The following is a 21,943-nucleotide window of genomic DNA, read 5'->3' on the forward strand; positions in this document are numbered from 1 at the left end:
GGATATTATACATCAAGATAGAGAATTGTAAAAGACATTTGTGAAACTGTTACTCATATTGCACAAAAGGGTCTGACCCTTTTAAGATGGGGTCTGACCCTTTTAAAACTTACTACAGCGTTACAATCACTCCGTCTTCATCCCACAGGTCGTGCCAGTCTTTGGCGCCTTCCCATAGGAATACTTGTCCTTTTACCAGTCTGTTATTTTTTTCCAGAGTTGCTATCTCGGCCATCTCTTCCTCTGTAAGTGGATCCTCTGTGAGACACTTTAAGTTGCTCACATAATTTCTTTCCTTTACAGAAAAGGGAATCGGAATCTGTCCTCTCTGCTGTGCCCATTTCAATGCAATCAAGGCTGGATGTACACCGTGTGCTTTTGCAATCTTCTTCATTTCGGGCATTTCCAAGTCCGCCACGTCATCCGGGAATATATCTCTTTCCGGTCTCTGAGGTGAACCCAAGGGCATGTACCCGATTGGAGCAATATTATGGGCTTTCAGATAGTCAAACAACTCCTGTTGCTGAAAGCTTACATGCATCTCAAGTTCGCATGCCACAGGCATAATTTCCATAAGCGGCAGCACAGCTTCCATTTTAGGGATTGTCATGTTGGAAATTCCAATATGGCGGATCAAGCCTTTCTTTACCAAATCTTCACACTGTCTGTAGGTATTCATAAACTCTTCCACGCTGAAAGGCTTAGATTCCGGGTTGCGCGCGTCTCCGTCACATCCCGGTGCATGGTAATTCGGAAAGGGCCAGTGGATGAAAAATAAGTCGATGTAATCACACTGCAGATCGGCAATACTCTTTCTGCAGGACTCTTCAACTCTTTCATGCATATCATTCCATACTTTTGTTGTAATATAAAGGTCTTTTCTCTCCACAACCCCTTCGTCAAAAGCAGTTTTGAATACCTCTCCTATCTCTTTTTCATTGCCATAGCATGCGGCACAATCAAACATTTGATATCCGCAGCGGATTGCTCCTGCCACCGCATTCGATACTTCTTCGGAGCCAAACCTGTCTGAACCGAAGGTTCCCATTCCCACACCGGGGATTTCTTCCCCTGTATATATCTTTACTTTAGGCACATCTGCCAGGTTAATAAATTCTCCCATTGTTTCATCTCCTCTTTATCTAAGCTTTATAATCTGCACATCAGGCAGAATACTTTCCATATCCTGTTTTACAAAAAATCCTGTTTCCTCTCTGAGTGCCGCAGCTGCGGAAATTGCGCTGGCTTTACGCAGTACTTCTTCTATAGGCAGTCCCTCACTGAATCCTATGGCAAATCCCGCTATCATAGAGTCACCGCACCCCACTGTATTCACCGCATTTATTTTGGGCACTTTTGCCTGGTAAATACCTTCATCACACACCAGAAATGAGCCTTCTCCGCCCAGAGACACTGCTACAACCTCCACGCCGCGCCTGTGTATTTCCTTTGCCGCTTCAATCATATCCTCCATATTGTCACAGGTCTTCCCTGTCAGCATGCGGATTTCATCAATATTTGGCTTAATCATAGTAGGGCATGCTTCTATTCCCATCTCCAAAAGGTTCCCGCTGGTATCCAGAATTACTTTCTTTCCGGCATTTTTTACAATCCCCACCAACTCCTGGTATGCATTTCCATCCAACCCTTTCGGGACACTGCCGGACATGGTCACAACATCAGCATTCTGCACCAGCTTTTCAAATTTTTCCTGAAACCCCCAGAAGTCCTCTTTAGTCACTGTAAAGCCGGGCTCCAGAAATTCCGTCTGCACCTTATTGACCTCATCCCATATGTTGATGCAGGAACGGCTTTCCGCCTCAAGATGATAAAAGGCACTTTTCACATGAAAGGGGCTCAGGGAATCTTCTATATAATCCCCTGCATGTCCACCTACAAATCCTGTCGCCACTACCTCCGCCCCGGCGATAGCAGCAGGTTTGGATACATTTAAGCCTTTGCCTCCCGGCGTATAGGCACATTCTTTCACACGGTTTACTTCTCCGATTTGAAAGCCTTCCACCACATAGCGCTTATCAATGGCAGCGTTAAGAGTTACTGTCAATATCATTCTTAAGCTTCCTCCTGGTCTTCATTCATCAGCAGTATTTTCCCTTTTACCAGTCCCGGTGTCTTAAACATCTGGAAGGCTTCCTGAGCCTGGCTCATAGGCATCTTCTTATAGATGAAGCCCGGATCAAATTTTAATTGCCCTGTAGCAAAATAATGGGCTGTCAACTCCCACTCCTTGCCGGGGAATGGAGAACTGTAAGACATCCAGGACCCTGTCAATTTAAATTCCTTCCGGTTCATGTTCTCCCACATCGCCGGCGTAAACGTCAGATCTACATGAGGAGTACCTATGAAACACACATGTGCCTTATTGGCAGCCAGCTCAAATGCCATATACATAGTCGGAGCCTGTCCCGCTGTTTCATATACATAGCTATAGCCTTTCCCGCCGGTCATTGCCATGGCCTCTTCCATAAAGTCTTCTTTTGTTGTATTCACCACTTCATCTGCACCAAGACGTTTCGCCAGCTCCAGACGCTCCTCGCTGATATCAAATACAACAACCTTTTTGGAGCCGAAAATTTTTGCCCACTGCATGGTAAACATTCCAATAGTTCCGCCGCCTAAGATAGCAACGCACTGTCCTCCCTGATAATCATTTTGAAGGAGGCCATGAAGTGCTACGGTAGAAGGCTCAAACATTGCCCCCTGCTCGTAAGGAATGCTTTTATCAAATACCACTGCATTCTGCTCAGGAATAACTACATAGTCCGCATTGCTTCCCTGCTCTCTGGAGCCGATAAAGCTGTAATGTTTACAGAGAGAGAAATTTCCGTTCTGGCAGTCATCACATTTCATACAGGGAACCAATGGTGCCCCCGACACTCTGTCTCCCACTTTTACTTTTGTGACACCTTCTCCGACTTCTACCACATCCCCCGAAAACTCATGTCCCAGTACAATGGGATAGAAATGTACACCATTATGCAGAACTCTGGGAATATCCGATCCGCAGATTCCCGATGCTTTTACCTTAATCTTGACTTTTCCTGCTTCTGCCTTCGGTTCCTCATAATCCAGATACTGCACGTCCTCGTTCGCACATACAACTGCTGCCTTCATTTTATCTGCCTCCTGTTCTTTTCATTGTTTCTTTTAGATTGCAATAAATCTCCAAATAAACCTGATAGTTTGCTTTATATACTTCGGCGTTCTGCAAATTCGGTTCATGGGACCGCTTATTCTCTACAGTCAAAGCCACAGCCTCATCAAAGTCCTTATACATTCCCACACCTACACCTGCCAGAATCACTGCCCCAAGTGTGGTGGCCGTGTCCGACGAGGGCACAATAATAGGCTTCCCGGTAATGTCAGCTTTTATCTGAGTCCATAAAAGGGAATTTGCTGATCCTCCCATGGAGCGCAGCACACTGACCTTTGCACCGGCTTCTTGTGCCACATCCAGATTGTGCTTCAGGGAGTATGCGACTCCCTCCATTGCGGACCTTATAAAGTGGGCTTTCGTCTTGCTGAAATCTAGTCCGTAAAATACTCCTTTTGCATTGGGATCCCAGATTGGGGAGCGCTCGCCCGACATATAGGGCAAAAATACTACGCCATCACTTCCCGGTGCTATTTTTTCTGCCATCTCATTGAACAGAGTCAGGGAATTTTTACCCTGTCTTTTTCCTTCTTCCCTCTCATAATCCCCGAATTGCTTCTCCAGCCATCGCATCACACCGCCGCCTCCAACTGTTCCGCCTTGAAGAAGCCAGTGCCCCGGAATCACATGATAGCTTAAAATCAGCCTTGGATCTGCCTTGTAGGTATCGGTGCAGATACTCATCCCTCCTGCCTGGCCGCCCTGTTCCTGGGTTTCTCCGGGATGAAGAACCCCCGCTCCCAGAGTGCCGCAGGCGGCATCCAGTCCTCCTGCAACCACCGGTGTCCCTTCTGCCAGTCCACTTTCGCCCGAGGCTTTGGCTGTCACCGTACCAATGACCTCATGACAGGGATGAATGTCCGGCAAAAATTCCGGAGGAATCCCTAATCTCCGGCACATCTCCTTGTCCCATGTCCCTGTATGCATATCAAAGCAGTGTAATCCATATCCCTGAGATAACTCCTGTGTAAACTCACCTGTCAGTTTTAACGCAATGTAACTGTTGGACTGCAGAATCTTGTATATCCTCTCATATACCCTGGGCAAATTTCTCTGATACCAGATGACCTTCGCTGTAGAATAAGACGGCTGCAGAGAGTTGCCGGAAAGCTGAAATATCTCATCTGCGCCGATTTTCTCATTCATCTCTTCACAGATATCTGCAGCTCTTGTATCCATCCAGATAGGAGTATTCGTCAGCACGTTGCCTTCCCTGTCCACCGGAATCGCCGACCAACTCTGTCCGTCTATCCCGACTCCTTTAATCTGCTCCGGCAAAACCTTTCCTTTGTCAAATATCTCCTTTATGGCACCGCACACTGCACTCCACCACTCCTCCGGATTCTGTTCTGCCCAACCCGGATGGGGATAGTACACGGGGTAATCCCCGTTTGCCGCTGCAATTACCTTGCCTTCCCTATTAAACACGGCAATCTTGCACGCACTTGTTCCTATATCAATTCCTAATAAATACTGCTCCATTCTTTCCTCCCCGAAACGTTTACAGATTTTCCTTCTATAAATCCGGTTTTTAGCTTCACTGTCTGACTCTTTTTCTGCTTGTCAGTTCCCTCCAACCTCTCCAGCAGCAGTTCAAACACCTGGCCTGCTATCTCTTTAGTTGGCTGGGTTACAATACTTAATTTTGGAATATTTGCTTTTGCAAATTCAAGATTGTCAAACCCGACAAAAGACAACTGTTCGGGAATCTTGATACCCAGTTCATTAATTTCAATAATTGCCCCCATGGTCATTTCACAATTTGATACAAAAACGGCCGTCATATCAGGATTCTTATTTACAAGCTTCTTCATGGCCGCCGCACCACCTTCAATTGTGTAATCTCCCCGGACAATCAGCCTTTCTTCCACGGCCAGTCCGGCCTGTTCCATTGCCATGCAATACCCGGTATACCGTCTTTTTGCTGTATAAATGTCGCTTGGACCTATAATTATTCCAATTCGCGTGTGCCCTGCCAGAATCAACTTTTCCACGGCATCCTTGACTGCACTTTCATTATCCACAAGAACGCAGTCACATTCTATTTCCTCCAGCTCCCTGTCAATCAGCACAACAGGTTTTCCCGCACTGATAAACTTCTTCAGATAACTTCCGTGTTTCCCGGAGGGCATGATAATCAGACCGTCCACACGCCTGTGAAGCAGGAATTCCACTGCCTCTTCCTCTCTCTTTTCATTGCTGCGGCAATCACATATAATTGTAGCATATCCCTGGTTTCTAAGTAAATCTTCAACCTCTGTGATGATCTGGGTACAAAATGCAATATTTAATTCCGGGAGAATAACCCCTATGGTCTTTGTCCGGTTGGTCTTCAGTCCCCGTGCCACTTCATTAACCTCAAAATGAAGTTCCTCTATTGCTGCTTCTATCTTAATCCGGTTCTTCTCTCTTACATTCCCCCCATTTAAATAGGAAGAAATCGTTGCAAGTCCAAGACCCGTCTTCTTCGCGATGTCCTTCATTGTTGCCGCCATCATTGGTCCTCCTTGCTATTATCCATATTCGACCTTTATATAAGAGATTTAGTTTGCCTTACCATCGCATCCGCATACCTTCATGCGATCCATAACCAGATTTTTAACTGCCTCCATACCTACAACTCCAAGTTTTTTCGGATCAAAGGTTTCCGGGTGCTCAGCCAGAAGCTTCTTGACAGCATCCGTATAGGCTGCTCGTAGTTCTGTTGCAAAGTTTGCCTTACACATACCCCTCCGAATACAATCTCTCACGTCTTCATCACTTAAACCGGAACCTCCGTGAAGAACCAATGGAACAGATACCAGCTTCTTCACAGCGGATACTCTCTCCTTGTCCAATACCGGGGTGCCTACATAGAATCCGTGAGCCGTTCCAATTGCAATGGCAAGCGAGGATACGCCTGTTCTCTCTACAAATTCTTTCGCCTCTTCCGGGTCAGTGTTCGTATCTGCCTCCGCCTCTGTATCATCTTCCTTTCCGCCTACCTTGCCAAGTTCAGCCTCAACCGGGATACCGCATGCCTTTGCTACATCCACTACCTTTTTGGTGACGGCTATATTGTCCTCGAAATTTTCATGGGAACCATCAATCATCACAGAAGTGTACCCTGCCTTGATTGCCTGAACCGCCAGTTCAAAGCTGCTTCCATGGTCAAGATGCAGACACACCGGAACTGTAGCTTTCTTCGCCTCCGCAGCCACAATTGCAGCATACGTTTCCATAGAGCCGTATTTTATTGTAGACCCTGTCGTCTGCAGCATCACCGGTGCACGCAGTTCCTGAGCAGCGCCAATGACCGCCTTTACCATCTCCATATTTTCTACATTAAAAGCCCCTACTGCATAACCGCCCTTCCGGGCATCCTCTAACATTTGTTCTGATGTAACTAATGGCATATATATTATCCTCCTTTGAGTAAAACCGAAACGTTTCGGTTTGTTTGTATTTATATAATAATCTTGTTTTCTTAACTTGTCAATGACTAGTGCGCTATTTTGCTGAAAGTCAGTAACTTGGGGTGCACTATATTACATGCACCCCAAGTTATTCTCATTATTTTACGTTATTTAGAAGCTTAGAATTTTGATAATTTCATTTTCTCCCGCAGATAATCCTTCAATTTGCCCTGTACATACTTTGACATTTCAAATAGTAAATTTACATTTCTTTCTTCTTTATGGGTTTCTATGTATTCATGCATAGAATCATAGTATAACTGGAAATATTCCGTTCCCACATTAAACTTATTAATTCCTTTTGTGAAGGCAATTTCCAGTTGATCATTTGGAATACCACTTCCGCCATGAAGAACAAGAGGAACATCTGTTGCCTCATTAATTTCGTTAAGACGCAGTAAATCGAGCTTTGGAGCTTCAAGGTACACTCCATGGGCACTTCCAATGGCAACTGCCACAGAAGAAACCCCTGTCGCCTCACAGAACTCTGCCGCCACATCAGGCTTTGTATACATATCAAGATTTTCTTCATCAGATTCTTTTGCAAATCCTACATGCCCAAGTTCGGCTTCCACATCAACATCAAAATTACGCGCCACCTCTACTATTTTTCTGGAAAGCCTGATGTTCTCTTCTAAGGGCATCATAGAACCGTCAAACATGACCGAGGTAAATCCGTCCTTAACGGCTCTCATAATATAATTAAAATCACTGCTGTGATCCAGATGCAAGCCAATTGGGATTTTTACTTTAGCTGCCAAAGCTTTTACCATCTCTGCGAAACCTTTTATATCCGCATTATTGAATGCATAATTATGCTCAGGATATAACATAATCAAAACAGGTTTTTGGAGCTGTTCTGCCACAGCAATTGCAGAATATGCCATGTCATAATTAATGCAATTAAATGCAATTACTGAAGTATTCGCTTCGTCTGCCATTTTTAAAATTTTACTTACTCTTTCCAGTGCCATAACTTACTTCCTTTCTTTATCAACTTTAATGCCCTAAAAATCAACACTCTTCACATTTCACAATTTCCTCAGCAAATGCTTTAAAAATCAAACTTGTGGACACAGCTCCCGGATCTGGCAGACCTATTGTAGATTCATGAAAGTTTTTACTGCGGCCAACCCTGGATTGCATAGTTTTGCTAGCTTCCATCCCCTGAAGGGCCCCTTTATATCCTTCCTCAAAAAGTGTTCTTATTTCTCCTGAATTTTCAGCTACCTGTTTCATTGCAGAAATAGCAGGCATTAAAGCATCAAGCATAGTTTTCTGTCCCGGTTTTGTTTTTCCTCTTCTCTCAATTGCAGCTTCTCCGTCTGCAAAATAGGAAGCAATTTGATTAAGGTCGGCAAAGTTTTCATGTGGCATATGACTAATACCGCCCAGAAACATTGTTCCAAAAATAACTCCGGATGCGCCACCCATGCTTTTCAATAATTCAATGCCAGTTGACTTGCATAGAGTATCCATTTCCAGAAACTCTTTTTTCTCTAACATTTTCTTTACCGCCATAAAACCTCTCTTCATTCCGATTCCGTGATCTCCGTCTCCGATCACTGTATCAATTTTTGTTAACAAAGGCTCATTTTCTATGATTGTTTCTGATGCATGAACAAGTAATGCCTTCATATTTTTTACATGAATTGTTTTCATAAGCCACCTCAAACCGTAAAATCAAAGCCATTTACACGCTTTGTATAATTTTCAATTTCGTCATCCGCTGCCATGAAACTGATAATAAAACCATTGTAATCGTATGCATCGAAATAATTCCCTGCGGTGCAAATACCGGTTTTAATCCCCCGGCCTTCCAATTTCTTTTTTAAAGCTCCTAACATAATATAGCCTTCTGCATAAGAGGTATATAACATCCGATTCACCATAATATGTATTCTGCCGGATCTGTACCTGCCCAATTCATTCATAAGTACACCGACCACCTTTTCTGCAACTCTATTAACATCTTCGTACGGTACTATTTCTGTAGGTTTTTCCCCGGAAAAACCATTGCCAAATTCTATGGCATTTTTTCCTACATTGTAGCAAAGTGACAGGGAACGGGTTCTTTCGTTGACTTTTTCAGAAACCCGGTGTACTTCTTTTAAATTTTCTCCACTCTCTGAGGCTGCAGCGGCAACTTTCATAATAAAACCAATTCCACTCAAGCCCCCTCTGTTTTCTTTGTTTTCTCCTCTAGAGCTGTAAATGTCGTCACTCGCATAACATACTTTTGTCTCTATCCCGTCACCCTCCAGCAGTTCCTTTGCCATATCGTTATTCAGATAATCTCCCATAAAGTTATTTGCAATAAATAGAATTCCTTTATTCTGCTCTATCTCCTTCGCAGTCTGATAAAGCATATAAGCATTTGGGGCGCAGTTAAAATCACCGCTTACCATTGCATCTGCCATGCCCTCCCCTACAACACCCTCAAAAAACGGGCCTCTGCCGCCACCGCCATTAACAATAACCTGCACCTTGTCAGCGAACAGCTCTTTTTTTGTTAAAACATAACTATATTCATTTTCTATTCTTCTTAATGCTTCTGGCCGTGCCGCCATGATCCCCTGGATTACTTCATCCAGATGCTGTTTGTTTTTATTGATAAATATAAGTTCCTTCATAATTATTTTTTTTCTTTCTTTTGAGCCATATCAATAATAACTGCAACCAAAATTATCATTCCCATGATTACCTTTTGCCAGTACGAAGAAATTTGCATCAAATTCATGCCATTATTGATAATTGCAATAATGGCACAGCCAAACATTGCCCTTAATACAGATCCTATGCCTCCAAGAAGACTGGTCCCGCCTAATACTGTTGCCGCAATTGCATACATTTCATAAGTATCACAGGCCGCCGGCTGTCCATTGTTTAATTTAGAAGTCACACATACACCGCCAAGAGCTGCCATAATGGAGCATAAAATATGTACTTTTATCTTAACCGCATCTACATTAATTCCACTTAAATGAGATACCTTTTCATTACTTCCCACCGCATATACATGACGTCCAAAAATCGTTCTTGAAAGCAAAATGTGCATTAAAATCAGAATGATAACTAAAAAGATAGTAATAATCGGAATTACACCATTTTTCATCTTTTCTGTTGTAATCAGGCGGCCGGCCCCCAGCCAGGCAAATTTGTTCGGCAACCCATAAACAGGCTGCCCATCCGTAACCACGTAGGCAAGCCCCCGGGCACTTGTCATCATTGCCAGCGTGGCAATCATGGGTACCACTTTAAACTTGGCAATTGCAATGCCAATGAAGGCTCCGCAGATTGTTCCTATAAAAATAGCGCTTCCGAGCTGTATTCCCAGAATTCCAATTAATGGAGCCTTGGGAAATTTTAATCCTATATATGCTGAAAAAATACCCGCAAATGCAGCCACCGATCCGACACTGATATCAATACCACCGGTAATAATAACAAATGTAATGCCAATTGTCAGCATGGCATTGATGGACATCTGCGCGGTAATATTAATAATATTGGCAGGTGTCAGAAAAGTTGAGTTTGCAATGCCAAAAAATATGATAAGTACAATTAATACAATTACCACCGCATTTTTCTCAGACCATTCTTTAGCTTTTCCCATAATAGTTCCCTTCCTATTTTATTTCTGAATTCTCTTTTATTCCCGCAAGCAACGAGCCAAGCGGAAATGCTTGCATTTCCATTTGGCGACTGCCGGGAGGGTCAAATACCCCGCAGCTTGCTGCTCTGCAAGTTTGATGCCCCGTCAGCTTGCCGCGGGGTATTTGACTCGGCCTCACTTTGAATGCTTGCAAGCTGCATGATATTTAGTTCTGACATTTCAGCTCTGTTCAATTCCCCACTTAAGTGTCCCTCTCTCATAACAATAACCCGGTCTGCCACTCCCAATATTTCCGGAAGTTCTGATGACACCATAATAATACAGCCACCTGCATCCACAAATTCATTCATCAAATTATAGAATTCAGACTTTGCATTTACATCAATCCCTCTTGTGGGCTCATCCAAAATTAAAATTTCAGATTCTGCCACCAGCCATTTTGCCAGAATAACTTTTTGCTGGTTTCCTCCTGATAGGTTTTTAATAATTGTTTCTCTGCCAGGTGTCTTGATGTCCAGTTTCCCAAAATATTCATCACAGACTTTCTTTTCCCATTTCGGATTTACGAATGCTTTTTTCATAGCCTTTCTTCTGAGGCTCGGAAGTACTATATTGTTTTTCACAGATGCTTCCAGCATCAGGCCTGTTCTTCGCCTGTCTTCTGTCGCAAATCCAATTTTATTCGCAATCGCCTCTCTTGAATTTTTTAATTCAATTTCTTTTCCTTTAATAAAGACCTTACCTGATGCTTTTTTCTTATCTGCAAAAATAGTTTCCATAACTTCTGTTCTGCCCGCCCCGACTAGTCCGGCAACCCCTAATATTTCTCCTTTATAGGCTGCAAAAGAAACATCCTCGAAAACTCCCTTTACCGTTAATCCTTCAACTCTCAACATTTCTTCTTTTCTTATATGCTGTTGTTTATTATAATAGTCTGATATTTTACGTCCTACCATGCTTGCAACAATTTCAGATTCTGTAATATCTTCATACAATGATTTTTTAACAACAATTCCGTCTCTGAGAACCGTTATCCTATCTGCAACTACCTTCAGTTCCTTTAATCTATGGGTAATGTAAATGATAGCTACATTATTTTTTTTCAGCATCTCTATCTGTTTGAACAGCGCTTCAATTTCACTGTCCGATAAAGATGAGGTGGGTTCATCCATAATAACGAGTTTAGAATTTCTCGTAATTACTTTTGCAATTTCTATCATCTGCTGCTGTGCAGCCGAAAGATCACCCGCAATATCTGTGGCCTTAAAATTTACTCCCATTAAGCTTAATGCTTTCTGGGCATCCCTCTCCATTTTCCTTCGGTCCAGCAGAAATCTTTGTTTTCCTTTTCCTGGTTCTCGTCCTATAAAGATGTTTTCTGCTACAGACAATTCATTCGCAATACTTAATTCCTGGTGAATGACAGAAATACCAAGGTTTAGTGCCTCTCCCGGATTTTTATAGGCCCGCTCTTTCTGCTCAAAAATAAGTGTTCCTTTTGTAGGTATGTAAACACCCGAAATAATTTTAATAAGTGTAGATTTTCCCGCACCATTTTCCCCAAGCAGAGCATGAACCTCTCCCGGATAAAAATCAATTGATACATCAGTCAGCGCTTTAACACCGGGAAAGGTCTTTGTGATTTCTTTTACTTGCAAAATAGGTTTTTCCATTACTCCCTTTGTTTCCATATTTTACCGCCCAACTTTCTATACCCCATTAATTTTAAGGGGGCCTGCAAAAGCCACCCCCCCCTATCTTTTTTACTCAGACATTAAATTATTATCTACGATATATTCATATGTAATAATATATGGCTCAATCGGTATGTTTTTGGCATCAACTTTACCTGTTTTCAAATATTTATAAACCTGTTCCACAATTGTCGAACCAATCAGAGGAGGATTTTGAGAGATTTCGGATACCCACCATTTTCCGTCCTCATCTTGCGCATAGATTGCTTTAATAGCCTCCGGATTACCATCATATCCAACAATCAGTGTATCTGCACCAGCTGCTTTAATAGAAGCCAAGGCTCCTGTGCAGGCAGGATCACCTGTTGCAAAAATGACTCCCAGATCAGGATCTGCTGTCAGCCAATCCTGGACGAGTGAAGCTGCAATATTTGCGTCCCCCTGATAGTTTCCGTTAAATGATACCTCTACATTATCAGGTGCTTCCTTTTCCATAATATCCAAAAATCCATTCTCCCTGTCCAGACAGGAGGAAGATGCCGGATTTCCGATAATTCCAGCCGTGCCGCCTTTATCCCCCAGTAACCTGATACACTCTTGCGCACCTAATTCTCCGCCCTTTACATTATCTGTTCCGACATGACATACAATGCAATCCACTGTTGTACAAGGAGAATCAAACGTAAATACCGGAATTCCTGCGGCATCGGCTGCCTCAATTGCCGGACCTACTCCTGCTGCATCTACTGTTGCCAATGCAATCGCATCCACATCCTGGGCAACAAGATTTTCGATGTGATTAGACTGCACATTTGCATCCAATTCTCCGTCATAACATAAAGCTTCAATTCCAATTTCATCACACTTCTCTTTAATAGCATCTTCGATTAAATTGTAGAACACATGCTCTCTGGACCCCACTATAAACCCAACCCGATAGGACTCCCCGTCTTCCTCAGCAGATACATTTTTCTTATCTGTACCGGCAGAAGATTCTTTTGCTCCAGAGTCCCCTGAACCGCATCCTGCCAGCATGATTCCTGACATTACTGCACATAAAAGCAAACTCAACAATTTTCCCTTCATAATTTTTCATCATCCTTTCGTTTCTATTTGTTTATTTTTGTTCATACTATATAGTATTAATATATTTTTTTGTTTATTCTTGTGATGCTGTTTTATATTTAATTCTTTTTTTCGTTAATTTACGATTTAAAAGGTGTATTTATTTTTTTATATCTTATGATGTAGGGGTATTGCGGATGTTAGCAGAAGAGCGAAAGAATGAAATTATTGATTTGATAAATAAAAATAAAATAATGAAAGTAAGTGAGTTGAGCCAACTCCTGAATGCCACCGAAGTGACAATCCGCAAAGACCTTGAAGAATTGCAGGTACAAAAAAAGCTTCGCCGCATTCACGGAGGTGCGATTTCTGTTGCACCGGTAAATAAGGAGGTCTCTGATACCCAATTAATAACCTCATGCATTGAAGAAAAGAAAGCTATAGCAAATTATGCTTACAAGTTTATTGACAATAATGATGCCCTCATACTTGACAATTCTACAACAGTTTATGAATTGGCTAAATTAATATTAAAAGGACCTCTTCAAAACCTTACGGTTATCACTAACTCATTGCGCTTAGTTTCTCTTTTAAAAGCAAGAAAAGACACGCAGCTGATTTTAATTGGAGGACAGATTATAAATTCCATGAACCGCACCTGTGGTCCCCTTGCAAACAAAATGCTGCATGATATCCGGGGAGACAAATGTTTTATTGGTATTTCAGGCATTGACTCTTCTTACGGATATTCAGATCCTAATTTAAGTGACTGTGACTTAAAAAGTTCTATGTTTCGTGCCTCGAAACAGAAATTCGTTCTTGCGGACCATACAAAATTTAATGAATCTTATATAGGCAAGGCTGCCGATTTTACAGGATGCGTAGATTATCTCATAACGGATACTTTGCCCCACAACATTGATCGCGGACTGTATGATGCATGTGTCAATTTTATTATAATTGACGAGTTAGATTAAAACTTAAAAAAAGTGCACAGGCCTTTAACTGCTGTATTTGCCAGCCTGCACACTTTGTTTATACTAGATTTTTTTTATTTCCGCTTGACTAGTTTAATTGTCTGACGCCTTCTCTGCAACGTTTGGGCAGTTTGGCCCGAAATGTTTAAGGACAACCAAGGGCTCAACCCGGCTCAGATTTGTGATTGTCACACCAGTTCTCGCGGCTTTCTCAGATACAAAAAACTCATCTGTACTCTGCTGTCCAAAACGAAGAAGCGTTGCAGCTTCGCAGTCATAAATGCCAAACTTCCCATGACCCTGTATAAAGATGCACCCGTAGGCTGTGTCATCTTTAATTATAACTGTCTGCCCCGGGTAGATGGTCAATTCCTTTGCTGCTATATGTTCATTTGCGTATGTAATCCATTTTTCAATATAGCTTTCAGACTCACTTGCTGTTATCGGAGGCCTAAAGTAATGTTTCCTGTAATGTGGATCTACATTCTTCTCCCAGTCCAGAAGGCCGAAGATGTAATCAATATCTCCCTTTTTATCCGGAGGACACTCCTCATCCAGCATTTCCGGTGGATACACTTCACCGGAAACAATATTTTCATACACGGAATTTACATCCGAATTCCATTGTGGCTCATATGTAAGGACAGATGCCGGGGCATGGATAACTCCTGCCGGTGTATACCAGCCTGTTCCCAACTCTACTCTGTATGCTCTGGACAACTCTGTAATTCTTGTATCGTCATCCGCAAACTTGCGGATTCTTTCTTTAATTTCCTCCGGTTCTACATCGGGGTCAAATCCGAAATAAGTATAATTTGCCTCCCCAAAATAATTATTCAGTTGTTTTGGGAAATAATAACATTCCGGTTTTCCCAGTTTGCCAACCCTCGCTGCTGCCTCGAATGTCAAATGGAGATGGTGAAAAAGGGGATTTTCATTGTCGAAAAACTTCGAGTACATGGGCCACCCGTTATATCTATCCATGAGTTCTGCCCCAACCAGTTCTTCTCTGAGAACTTTAACAGCAGTTCTCAAAGAAAATTTTTCGTCTGAGTTGTAATCTACACATACATAAGCCATACCTTCGTCTGCTTTTGCCGTTTCTCCATTCTGTGCTGCAATTGTGGACGCAAACCATCTCTCCGTTATAGAGCCTCGGTCCATCCCAAATGCAAAATAGTCATCCGGGTGCAGTTTTAAACGATGCCCGGCTTTTCCGAACCTTCTAGGTACAAACGCAGGAAATAAACGAAATATTCCTTTTCCCACCTCAAAGGTTTTGCGGATAACATCCTCATCCGAAGTCGCATCTTTTACAACAAGATTGCCCGTTTTCTTTGCCGCAGCAAGCTGCTGATCCAGCATTTCTCCATTTTTGATAATTAAATCCTTCTCTGTCATCCCTGACTGCCTCCTTTTAATTTATAAAATGCCTCTTTCCCTTGTATCATTTGCACCTCTATTTCATGATTTACAGACTCCTCCGGCTCCAGATATTTCATTGATCCGTTCTTTATTGCATCCTCAATCCCATCTATCGTTGTATTCCCAGGTTCCAATCCCATAACATAATCGCCTGCCCCCATCATCTTCCATTGTACAAAATGATCCAAAGTATCCAAATGCACCTTTAATGCGACTCCCAAATCCAACTTCGGGTTATATACAGCAACTGATGCACAGTTCTCATTATCTGGAATTAGTTTATGGTAGAAACACATCTCCTCATAATCAGGATCCGTCTCCTCCACTTTTCTGCAGTTTGCTATTCCTTGTTTGGAATGGTCATTTCTCGGGATAATCTCGCTGGACGGAATATATACTTCACTATAAGGTGACAAAATCGGATATCCTATATTACAATGATATAAAATCATATGGTGTACTCTTTTATAACCTTCATTTGTAACTTTATCATGAATTGTAAATTTCTTTTCTTTATAATTACATCTTATTTTCCTATCCAGTCTTATCTTCTCCCCAAAAATAACTGCATCTTTTACCGTTCCAAAGATTTCAGCATATGCCCCGTCATTTTCTTCAATAATACCATACTTCACATGTTCCGCCGGAGTGTGTGAGACATTTCCGTGAAGTCCATACTCTTTTCCCCCATATTTACACGGGGCCCCGGCCAACTTCAATCCACATGTAGTCAAAAACCCAGCTGTAAAACTTTTCAGGAATCCAAGTCCTTTATCATCAAAATACTGTGGTCCCACTATACCACACGGGGAAATGTATCCAATATTTTCTCCACAAAAATTTAGATAAGGTATATCCATCCCTCTGCTTACGTTAACTGAAAACTGCATTCCTGAACGATTCTGCACCTCAATCATTGAAACACCATCCGCTTTTCCATCTTGAAATTTAACTCTATTTACACGAAAAAGCTGCTCTGAATTTCCTATGTATTTTTTTTCTTTCCAATAGTTCATTTTGGTTATACCACTCCTTTTTGCAGAACAATATTCGCATATCTTGCAGTTGTCCCCGTCTGTACAATCACATAGGCCTTTTCCGCCTCCTCATAAAAAGGCAGCCGGTCGATGAAGCCAAACTGGCAGAACGCATTATCCTGGTCATATTTTTTCAATATTTCGTTGTATGTGTCCCAAATTGCAGGAACAGGCTCTTCAGGAAGATTCCTCATCAATTTGACCGGTTCCTCCACAAAAAAATCCAGTGGAAAGAACTGCATCACCGCTTCCAGGAGCTCCGGTATTTCTACGGTATCCATGCGGATAATTTTCCTGGCATGAGAAGTCCCTGGAAAATTGGCATCTGCCAGAATCATGACATCTGAATGTCCCATATCCATCATATCTTTCATTAATTCAGGGGGAATAATTTTAGGAATATTTTTTAGCATCTTAATCACCTTTTCTTTGAAAAAGCACCCCGATAAAGTGCTTGTTTTCTCTATCGAGAGTGCTTCTTTTTTATTTCCGCGAACAACGGGCCAAGCGGAAATGTAAGCATTTCCATTTGGTGACTGCCGCGAGTGTCAAATTCCCCGCAGCTTGCTGTGGGGGATTTGACTATTTCAGAAATTCATCTACATTGTCAGATGTGCATTCTTTAAACGGGATACGTGTATCATACGGAATTTCTTCTCCCTTTGCAGCCTTTACTGCCATTTCTACTGCCGTTGTTCCCTGGCCTTCAGCATCCTGTACAATAGAAACCCCTGTTTCTCCATTCTTTACCGCCTCAAGTGCATCATCAATGCCATCGACGCCGCCAATTACAATATCATCTCGTCCTGCTGCTTTGCAAGCAGAAAGAGCTCCCATTGCCATATCATCGTTTTCGCAGATAATAGCATTCAGTTTATCACCATATGTTGTAACCCAATCTTCGGCAAGTGTCATTGCTTCATCACGTTTCCAGTTTGCTGTCTGTGTAGCTAATACATTGAAATAATCAAGCATTCCCGCACTCTTGAAACCTTCCATGCGTCCTACCTGACCTGCCTGTCCCATAGGTCCTTCAATGATACACACATTAGAGCCCTTCGGCAGGTTATCCATGAACCACTTTGCAAGCATTTCACCGGACTCCTGATCCGTACAGCCTACAAAACCCGTATAGTCTGTATTAGATACATCTGTGTTGCAGACAATCAGCGGAATTCCTGCTTCCTTTGCCTGGGTCACACAAGGAGAACTTCCTTCCATATCCTGAGCATTTAAAATAATTACATCTACTCCCTGGGCAATCATATTTTCTACATCACTTACTTGTTTATTGACATCGCCCTGTGCATCATTCATAAGAATCTTAACATCTTCTTTCTTCCCCTCTGCCTCAATGGCGTTAGCAATTCTTTTTACGAATTCATCAGAGTTATCTTTCATTGTGACCCCGACCGTAATCTTATCTTTCCCAGAACCGCTGTCACTTTTCTTTTCAGTCTTACTGTCTTTTCCGTCTGCTCCTCCACTGCATCCTACGGTCATTGCTGCTGCCAGCAGCACTGCAAATATCGTCCCAACCATTCTTTTTTTCATACCTTTTTCTCCTTTTTTACTTTTTATTTTTAATACCTTTTGGTATTAAACTTCTCTCATTTAGCTCCTTATAATTAATCCTGCTTACCTTTTGTCTTCATATCCAAAAATACTGCAAGGATAATAATGATTCCTTTCACAATATTCTGATAGAAAGAATCAATATTCATCAAATTCATAGAGTTACTTAAAAGACCTAAAATCAAGAACCCAAGAATTGTGCCCCTCAGAGAACCTATTCCTCCGTTCATACTTGTCCCGCCAATTGCAACTGCAGCAATTGCATCCAATTCGTAACCTTCACCGGCTGTCGGCTGCCCTGAGCTTATACGTGCAGAGAGCATAAGGCCGACAATGCCACAGCAGAAGCCTGATAACAGATAAACAAGCATTTCTATCTTCTTTGTCTTAACCCCGGAAAGGCGGGCCGCATTTTTATTTCCTCCAATTGCAAATATATATCTTCCAAAAGTCGTTGTGTTTAAGATAATGATTCCCAGCATGCAAATGACTAAAAGAATTACAACCAGTGTTGGAATCCCGGCAATCTTTCCCTGTCCGATAAAGATGAAAGACGGATCTTTAATAATATATGGTTTACCATCCGCATACACCATTGCAAACCCACGTCCTATAGTCATTGTTGCCAGCGTGGCTATGAAAGGCTGAAACCCTACATAAGAAACCAAATATCCATTAAGCAGACCAAAAGCCATAGCTGCGGCAACACCAATGATGCATACCAGAAAAGTATTCATTTCACCCTCTAGCAGCGAACCACATATAACACTCGTAACTGCAACTAAGGATCCTACAGAGAGATCAATTCCCCCTGTTAAAACAACGAAAGTCATCCCCACTGCCAAAACTCCATTAATAGAAATTTGTCTCAAAATATTTGTAATATTATTTGTCGTCAGGAATGATTCTGACAAAAAACTCATAACAATGATAATCAGCAGTACAACTGCCGCCAGCCCAAAATCTCTGACTATTTTTCCAATATCTTTTTTCTGTGTCATTTTTCTTTTCCTCCCAGTGCTAATTTCAAGATCGTCTGCTGAGAAGCTGCCTCTTCTCCCTCAATTTCCCCTGTAATGTGCCCTCCTGACATAACAACCACACGATTGCTCATGCCAATTAATTCCGGCATTTCTGAGGAAATCATAATAATCCCTATTCCCTGTTCTGTAAGTTTCACCATGATGTCGTAAATCGCTGCTTTTGCGCCGACATCAATACCTCTGGTCGGTTCATCCAGAATCAGCACTTTTGGCTCAGATAAAAGGCATTTCGACAGTACAACTTTCTGTTGGTTACCTCCGGATAGGCTTGATACGGAATCATTAATACTGTTCATCTTTGTATTCATCTGTTTCGTTATATCACTACATATCTTTTTTTCTTTTGCTTTATTAACAAAAGATGCACGGCTTATTCTATCCATGTTTTGAATAGAAACATTTTCCTTAATGCTTCTGCATAATAAAAGTCCCATCTCTTTTCTATCTTCAGGTGCCATAATAATATGATTTTGCTTTGCATCTTTTGGATGTTTAATTATAATTTCCTTACCTTGCATGAAGACTTTTCCAGAATCCAATTTATCATATCCGACAAGAGCTCTCATTACTTCACTTCTGCCTGCGCCCACAAGTCCTGCCATTCCAACAATTTCCCCTGAACGTACTTTTAAATTTATATCTTCAAACACACCTTTCCGATTAAAGTCTTTCACTTCAAGAAGAACTTCTCCAACTTCGGCACTATTCTTAGGGTATCCGCTTCCCAACTCACGCCCGACCATCATATTAATCAGGATCTCCCGTGATGTATTTGCAACTGTCTCACACCCAATGAATTTGCCATCACGCAGGACCGAAACTCTGTCCGCCAGCTCGAATACCTCTTCCATTCTATGAGATATGTAAATGATTCCCACCTGATTCTTCTTCAATGTATCAATGATTCTATACAGAATTACGGTTTCCTTCTCTGACAGCGAAGAAGTAGGTTCGTCCATAATGATGACTTTTGAATGGTAGGAAATGGCCTTAATGATTTCTACCATCTGTATCTGCGCAATATTAAGATCCTTCATCTTCATGTTCGGTGTTATATATTGTGTCAGCTCATATTCTTCAAGCAGTATCTGGGTTCTTTTATTTAGCTCTTTTTTATCTACGAACGGAAGCCCTTTAACTTTCTTCTGTTCTCTTCCAAGAAACACATTCTCTGACACCGTCATTTCCGGAATTGGGCTTAACTCCTGATGTATCATGGAAATTCCAGCCTCCAGTGCATCCTTGGGACTCTTAAAATCACAATCTTTCCCTTCAAAATAAATCTGTCCACTATCTTTTGTGTAAATCCCCATGATAATCTTCATCAGTGTAGATTTTCCTGCACCGTTTTCTCCCATCAGTGCATGCACTTCTCCGGGAATAATATTAAGCTCCACACCATCCAGAACCTTTACCCCTGCAAATGATTTGCTTATGCCACTTGTCCATAAAATATGTTTTTCCTCTGCCAAGTGTCTTCTCCTCCCTTACCACGTATTATTGAATTTTCAGCTCCGGGTTCTCTGAAAAATGCTTCAGAATCACAATTGGATCTGTTGATGATGGATTTGTAATCTTAACGCCAGCTTTTGCCGCATCTTCGGTCACAAAATATTCATCATGTGTCAGTTCGCCATAGTGAATTAATGCCGGGGATTCAATCTGCCACTTTCCAAATGTCCCATGTCCTTCCAGACAAATCAAGCCATAGGGTGCTGCATCCTTAATTGTAACATTCCTTCCCGGAAGAATCGTCAGACGCTTCGCACATACAGCAGAACTCTTATAGCAAATCCATTCCTCAAGATACCCATCGGTGATCATGTCTTCGACGGGTCTTACCGGGACCGGCTTCATAAAGTGCTTTTTGTGGAAATTTGGATCTATGTTTTTCTCCCAGTCTATTACATCCAAAAGATATTCATAATTTCCTACTTCTTCCTTCGGACAGTTCTTCCACAATAAATCTGTTTCCACAATCTGTCCATTTAATAAAACAGACTGATACATTGCATAAACATCGGAGGCAAACTGTGGTTCGTATGTACAAAGGCTCCCAGGTGCATGCATAACTCCAGGCGGTACATCGAATCCTGTATCGAGCTGTAATTTATATGCCATTGAAAGTCCAAGAATATTATTATCGCCTTTTGGAAAGTTTTTTAATGCCTTTAATACCTCTTCCTTGGTTGTCTCTGGGTTAAAGCCGAAAAAAGTAAACGGAAACTCTCCTCCATGATTATTTAGCTGTGAGGGGAAGAAATACATTTCTGGTTTTCCTGCCTCTCCAATACGCCCGGCATGTTCATCACGGTGATGGATATGATGAGGAAGAGGGCCTGCGTTATCAAAAAATTTTGAAAACATTGCCCAGCGGTGATATTTGTTCCACAATGTTTCCCCAATCACTTCCGCCCCCAGTTCATCAACCGCATCTCTTAGCAGGAGCTTTTCTTTTCCTTCCTCATCCACCACCACATAGCTCAATCCTTCATCCTCCGGTGTATCTGCTCCGTTTTCTGCCCATGTGGTTGAAGAGAACCATCTCTCATCAATTCCTCCCCGTTTACCCAGGATAAAATAGTCATCTGGATGAAGTTTAATTCTTTTACCAGGACGGCAAAAAGAACGGGGAACCCATGTTGGTGCCAGCCTTAAAATACCCTTTCCTTCTGTCATTGCTTTTTCTGCAAGGTTTTTCTTTTCCATTTCATGTCCTCCTTGGAAAAACGTTTTTCTATAAAGCTAAAAAAAAACGTTTTTATTTTGTTGTGTTTTCCCTATGCACTGTATCTTATTCTTCATATCAGAATTTGTCAATAATTTTATTATATATTTTTTATTTTTGTAAAATATATAATATAATACTTTGCTTTTTTGT

General features: G+C 41.8%; 20 protein-coding genes. 1 reads left to right on the top strand and 19 read right to left on the bottom strand.

Going from position 1 to position 21,943, the window contains the following annotated elements:
- Nucleotides 1-112: 112 nt before the first annotated feature.
- The 12 genes from EDD59_RS03275 to EDD59_RS03330 all read right to left on the bottom strand — a co-directional run bounded on the left by EDD59_RS03275 (nucleotide 113) and on the right by EDD59_RS03330 (nucleotide 13,026).
- Complete coding sequence (locus EDD59_RS03275; protein ID WP_132378879.1) at nucleotides 113-1,123, bottom strand: aldo/keto reductase; 1,011 nt, start codon at nucleotides 1,121-1,123, stop codon at nucleotides 113-115.
- A 15-nt stretch (nucleotides 1,124-1,138) separates the two neighbouring features.
- Nucleotides 1,139-2,071: a 1-phosphofructokinase gene (gene pfkB, locus EDD59_RS03280; protein WP_132378881.1), complete on the bottom strand. Its 933-nt coding sequence runs from the start codon at nucleotides 2,069-2,071 to the stop codon at nucleotides 1,139-1,141.
- A 2-nt stretch (nucleotides 2,072-2,073) separates the two neighbouring features.
- Nucleotides 2,074-3,135: a galactitol-1-phosphate 5-dehydrogenase gene (locus tag EDD59_RS03285; protein ID WP_132378883.1), complete on the bottom strand. Its 1,062-nt coding sequence runs from the start codon at nucleotides 3,133-3,135 to the stop codon at nucleotides 2,074-2,076.
- Between the two features lies 1 nt (nucleotide 3,136).
- Entirely contained in the window at nucleotides 3,137-4,657 is a 1,521-nt protein-coding gene (xylB, locus tag EDD59_RS03290) for a xylulokinase (RefSeq protein WP_132378885.1), read from the bottom strand.
- A complete protein-coding gene (locus EDD59_RS03295; RefSeq protein ID WP_330571864.1) occupies nucleotides 4,639-5,673 on the bottom strand; it encodes a LacI family DNA-binding transcriptional regulator in 1,035 nt (344 codons plus the stop codon). The genes xylB and EDD59_RS03295 overlap by 19 nt, the downstream gene beginning before the upstream one ends.
- A 45-nt stretch (nucleotides 5,674-5,718) precedes the next feature.
- Nucleotides 5,719-6,570, bottom strand: a complete 852-nt coding sequence (locus EDD59_RS03300) for a class II fructose-bisphosphate aldolase (RefSeq protein WP_132378887.1) — start codon at nucleotides 6,568-6,570, stop codon at nucleotides 5,719-5,721.
- A gap of 179 nt (nucleotides 6,571-6,749) precedes the next feature.
- Nucleotides 6,750-7,604 carry a class II fructose-bisphosphate aldolase gene (locus EDD59_RS03305; protein WP_132378889.1) on the bottom strand — a complete coding sequence of 285 codons (855 nt, stop codon included), beginning with the start codon at nucleotides 7,602-7,604 and terminating at the stop codon, nucleotides 6,750-6,752.
- A 40-nt stretch (nucleotides 7,605-7,644) separates the two neighbouring features.
- Nucleotides 7,645-8,268 (bottom strand): dihydroxyacetone kinase subunit DhaL, encoded by a 624-nt coding sequence (dhaL, locus tag EDD59_RS03310; protein WP_165920851.1) that lies wholly within the window; start codon nucleotides 8,266-8,268, stop codon nucleotides 7,645-7,647.
- A 32-nt stretch (nucleotides 8,269-8,300) separates the two neighbouring features.
- Complete coding sequence (locus EDD59_RS03315; protein ID WP_132378893.1) at nucleotides 8,301-9,263, bottom strand: dihydroxyacetone kinase subunit DhaK; 963 nt, start codon at nucleotides 9,261-9,263, stop codon at nucleotides 8,301-8,303.
- A gap of 2 nt (nucleotides 9,264-9,265) precedes the next feature.
- Nucleotides 9,266-10,246 (bottom strand): ABC transporter permease, encoded by a 981-nt coding sequence (locus tag EDD59_RS03320; RefSeq protein ID WP_132378895.1) that lies wholly within the window; start codon nucleotides 10,244-10,246, stop codon nucleotides 9,266-9,268.
- Between the two features lie 101 nt (nucleotides 10,247-10,347).
- Nucleotides 10,348-11,937, bottom strand: coding sequence for a sugar ABC transporter ATP-binding protein (locus EDD59_RS03325; RefSeq protein ID WP_207670368.1), 1,590 nt, complete (start codon nucleotides 11,935-11,937; stop codon nucleotides 10,348-10,350).
- 72 nt (nucleotides 11,938-12,009) lie between these two features.
- On the bottom strand, nucleotides 12,010-13,026 hold the full coding sequence (locus tag EDD59_RS03330) for a substrate-binding domain-containing protein (RefSeq protein WP_132378897.1): 1,017 nt from the start codon (nucleotides 13,024-13,026) through the stop codon (nucleotides 12,010-12,012).
- A 176-nt stretch (nucleotides 13,027-13,202) separates the two neighbouring features.
- Between EDD59_RS03330 and EDD59_RS03335 the strand changes: the two genes are divergently transcribed.
- Complete coding sequence (locus EDD59_RS03335; protein WP_132378899.1) at nucleotides 13,203-13,982, top strand: DeoR/GlpR family DNA-binding transcription regulator; 780 nt, start codon at nucleotides 13,203-13,205, stop codon at nucleotides 13,980-13,982.
- A gap of 93 nt (nucleotides 13,983-14,075) precedes the next feature.
- Here EDD59_RS03335 and EDD59_RS03340 read toward each other — a convergent pair whose 3' ends face one another.
- From EDD59_RS03340 to EDD59_RS03370, 7 genes are all read right to left on the bottom strand, one after another.
- Nucleotides 14,076-15,383: a cupin domain-containing protein gene (locus tag EDD59_RS03340; RefSeq protein WP_243117336.1), complete on the bottom strand. Its 1,308-nt coding sequence runs from the start codon at nucleotides 15,381-15,383 to the stop codon at nucleotides 14,076-14,078.
- Nucleotides 15,380-16,423, bottom strand: coding sequence for an aldose 1-epimerase family protein (locus EDD59_RS03345; protein ID WP_132378901.1), 1,044 nt, complete (start codon nucleotides 16,421-16,423; stop codon nucleotides 15,380-15,382). The genes EDD59_RS03340 and EDD59_RS03345 overlap by 4 nt, the downstream gene beginning before the upstream one ends.
- A gap of 5 nt (nucleotides 16,424-16,428) precedes the next feature.
- On the bottom strand, nucleotides 16,429-16,857 hold the full coding sequence (locus EDD59_RS03350; RefSeq protein WP_132378903.1) for an RbsD/FucU family protein: 429 nt from the start codon (nucleotides 16,855-16,857) through the stop codon (nucleotides 16,429-16,431).
- 169 nt (nucleotides 16,858-17,026) lie between these two features.
- Nucleotides 17,027-17,998, bottom strand: coding sequence for a substrate-binding domain-containing protein (locus EDD59_RS03355; RefSeq protein WP_132378905.1), 972 nt, complete (start codon nucleotides 17,996-17,998; stop codon nucleotides 17,027-17,029).
- A 74-nt stretch (nucleotides 17,999-18,072) separates the two neighbouring features.
- Complete coding sequence (locus EDD59_RS03360; RefSeq protein ID WP_132378907.1) at nucleotides 18,073-19,020, bottom strand: ABC transporter permease; 948 nt, start codon at nucleotides 19,018-19,020, stop codon at nucleotides 18,073-18,075.
- Nucleotides 19,017-20,534 carry a sugar ABC transporter ATP-binding protein gene (locus tag EDD59_RS03365; protein ID WP_132378909.1) on the bottom strand — a complete coding sequence of 506 codons (1,518 nt, stop codon included), beginning with the start codon at nucleotides 20,532-20,534 and terminating at the stop codon, nucleotides 19,017-19,019. The genes EDD59_RS03360 and EDD59_RS03365 overlap by 4 nt, the downstream gene beginning before the upstream one ends.
- Nucleotides 20,535-20,559: 25 nt before the next feature.
- Entirely contained in the window at nucleotides 20,560-21,771 is a 1,212-nt protein-coding gene (locus EDD59_RS03370; protein WP_132378911.1) for a cupin domain-containing protein, read from the bottom strand.
- Nucleotides 21,772-21,943 lie beyond the last annotated feature (172 nt).

It is taken from the genome of Muricomes intestini (assembly GCF_004346165.1).
In the GTDB taxonomy this organism is placed as follows: Bacteria; Bacillota; Clostridia; order Lachnospirales; family Lachnospiraceae; genus Muricomes; species Muricomes intestini.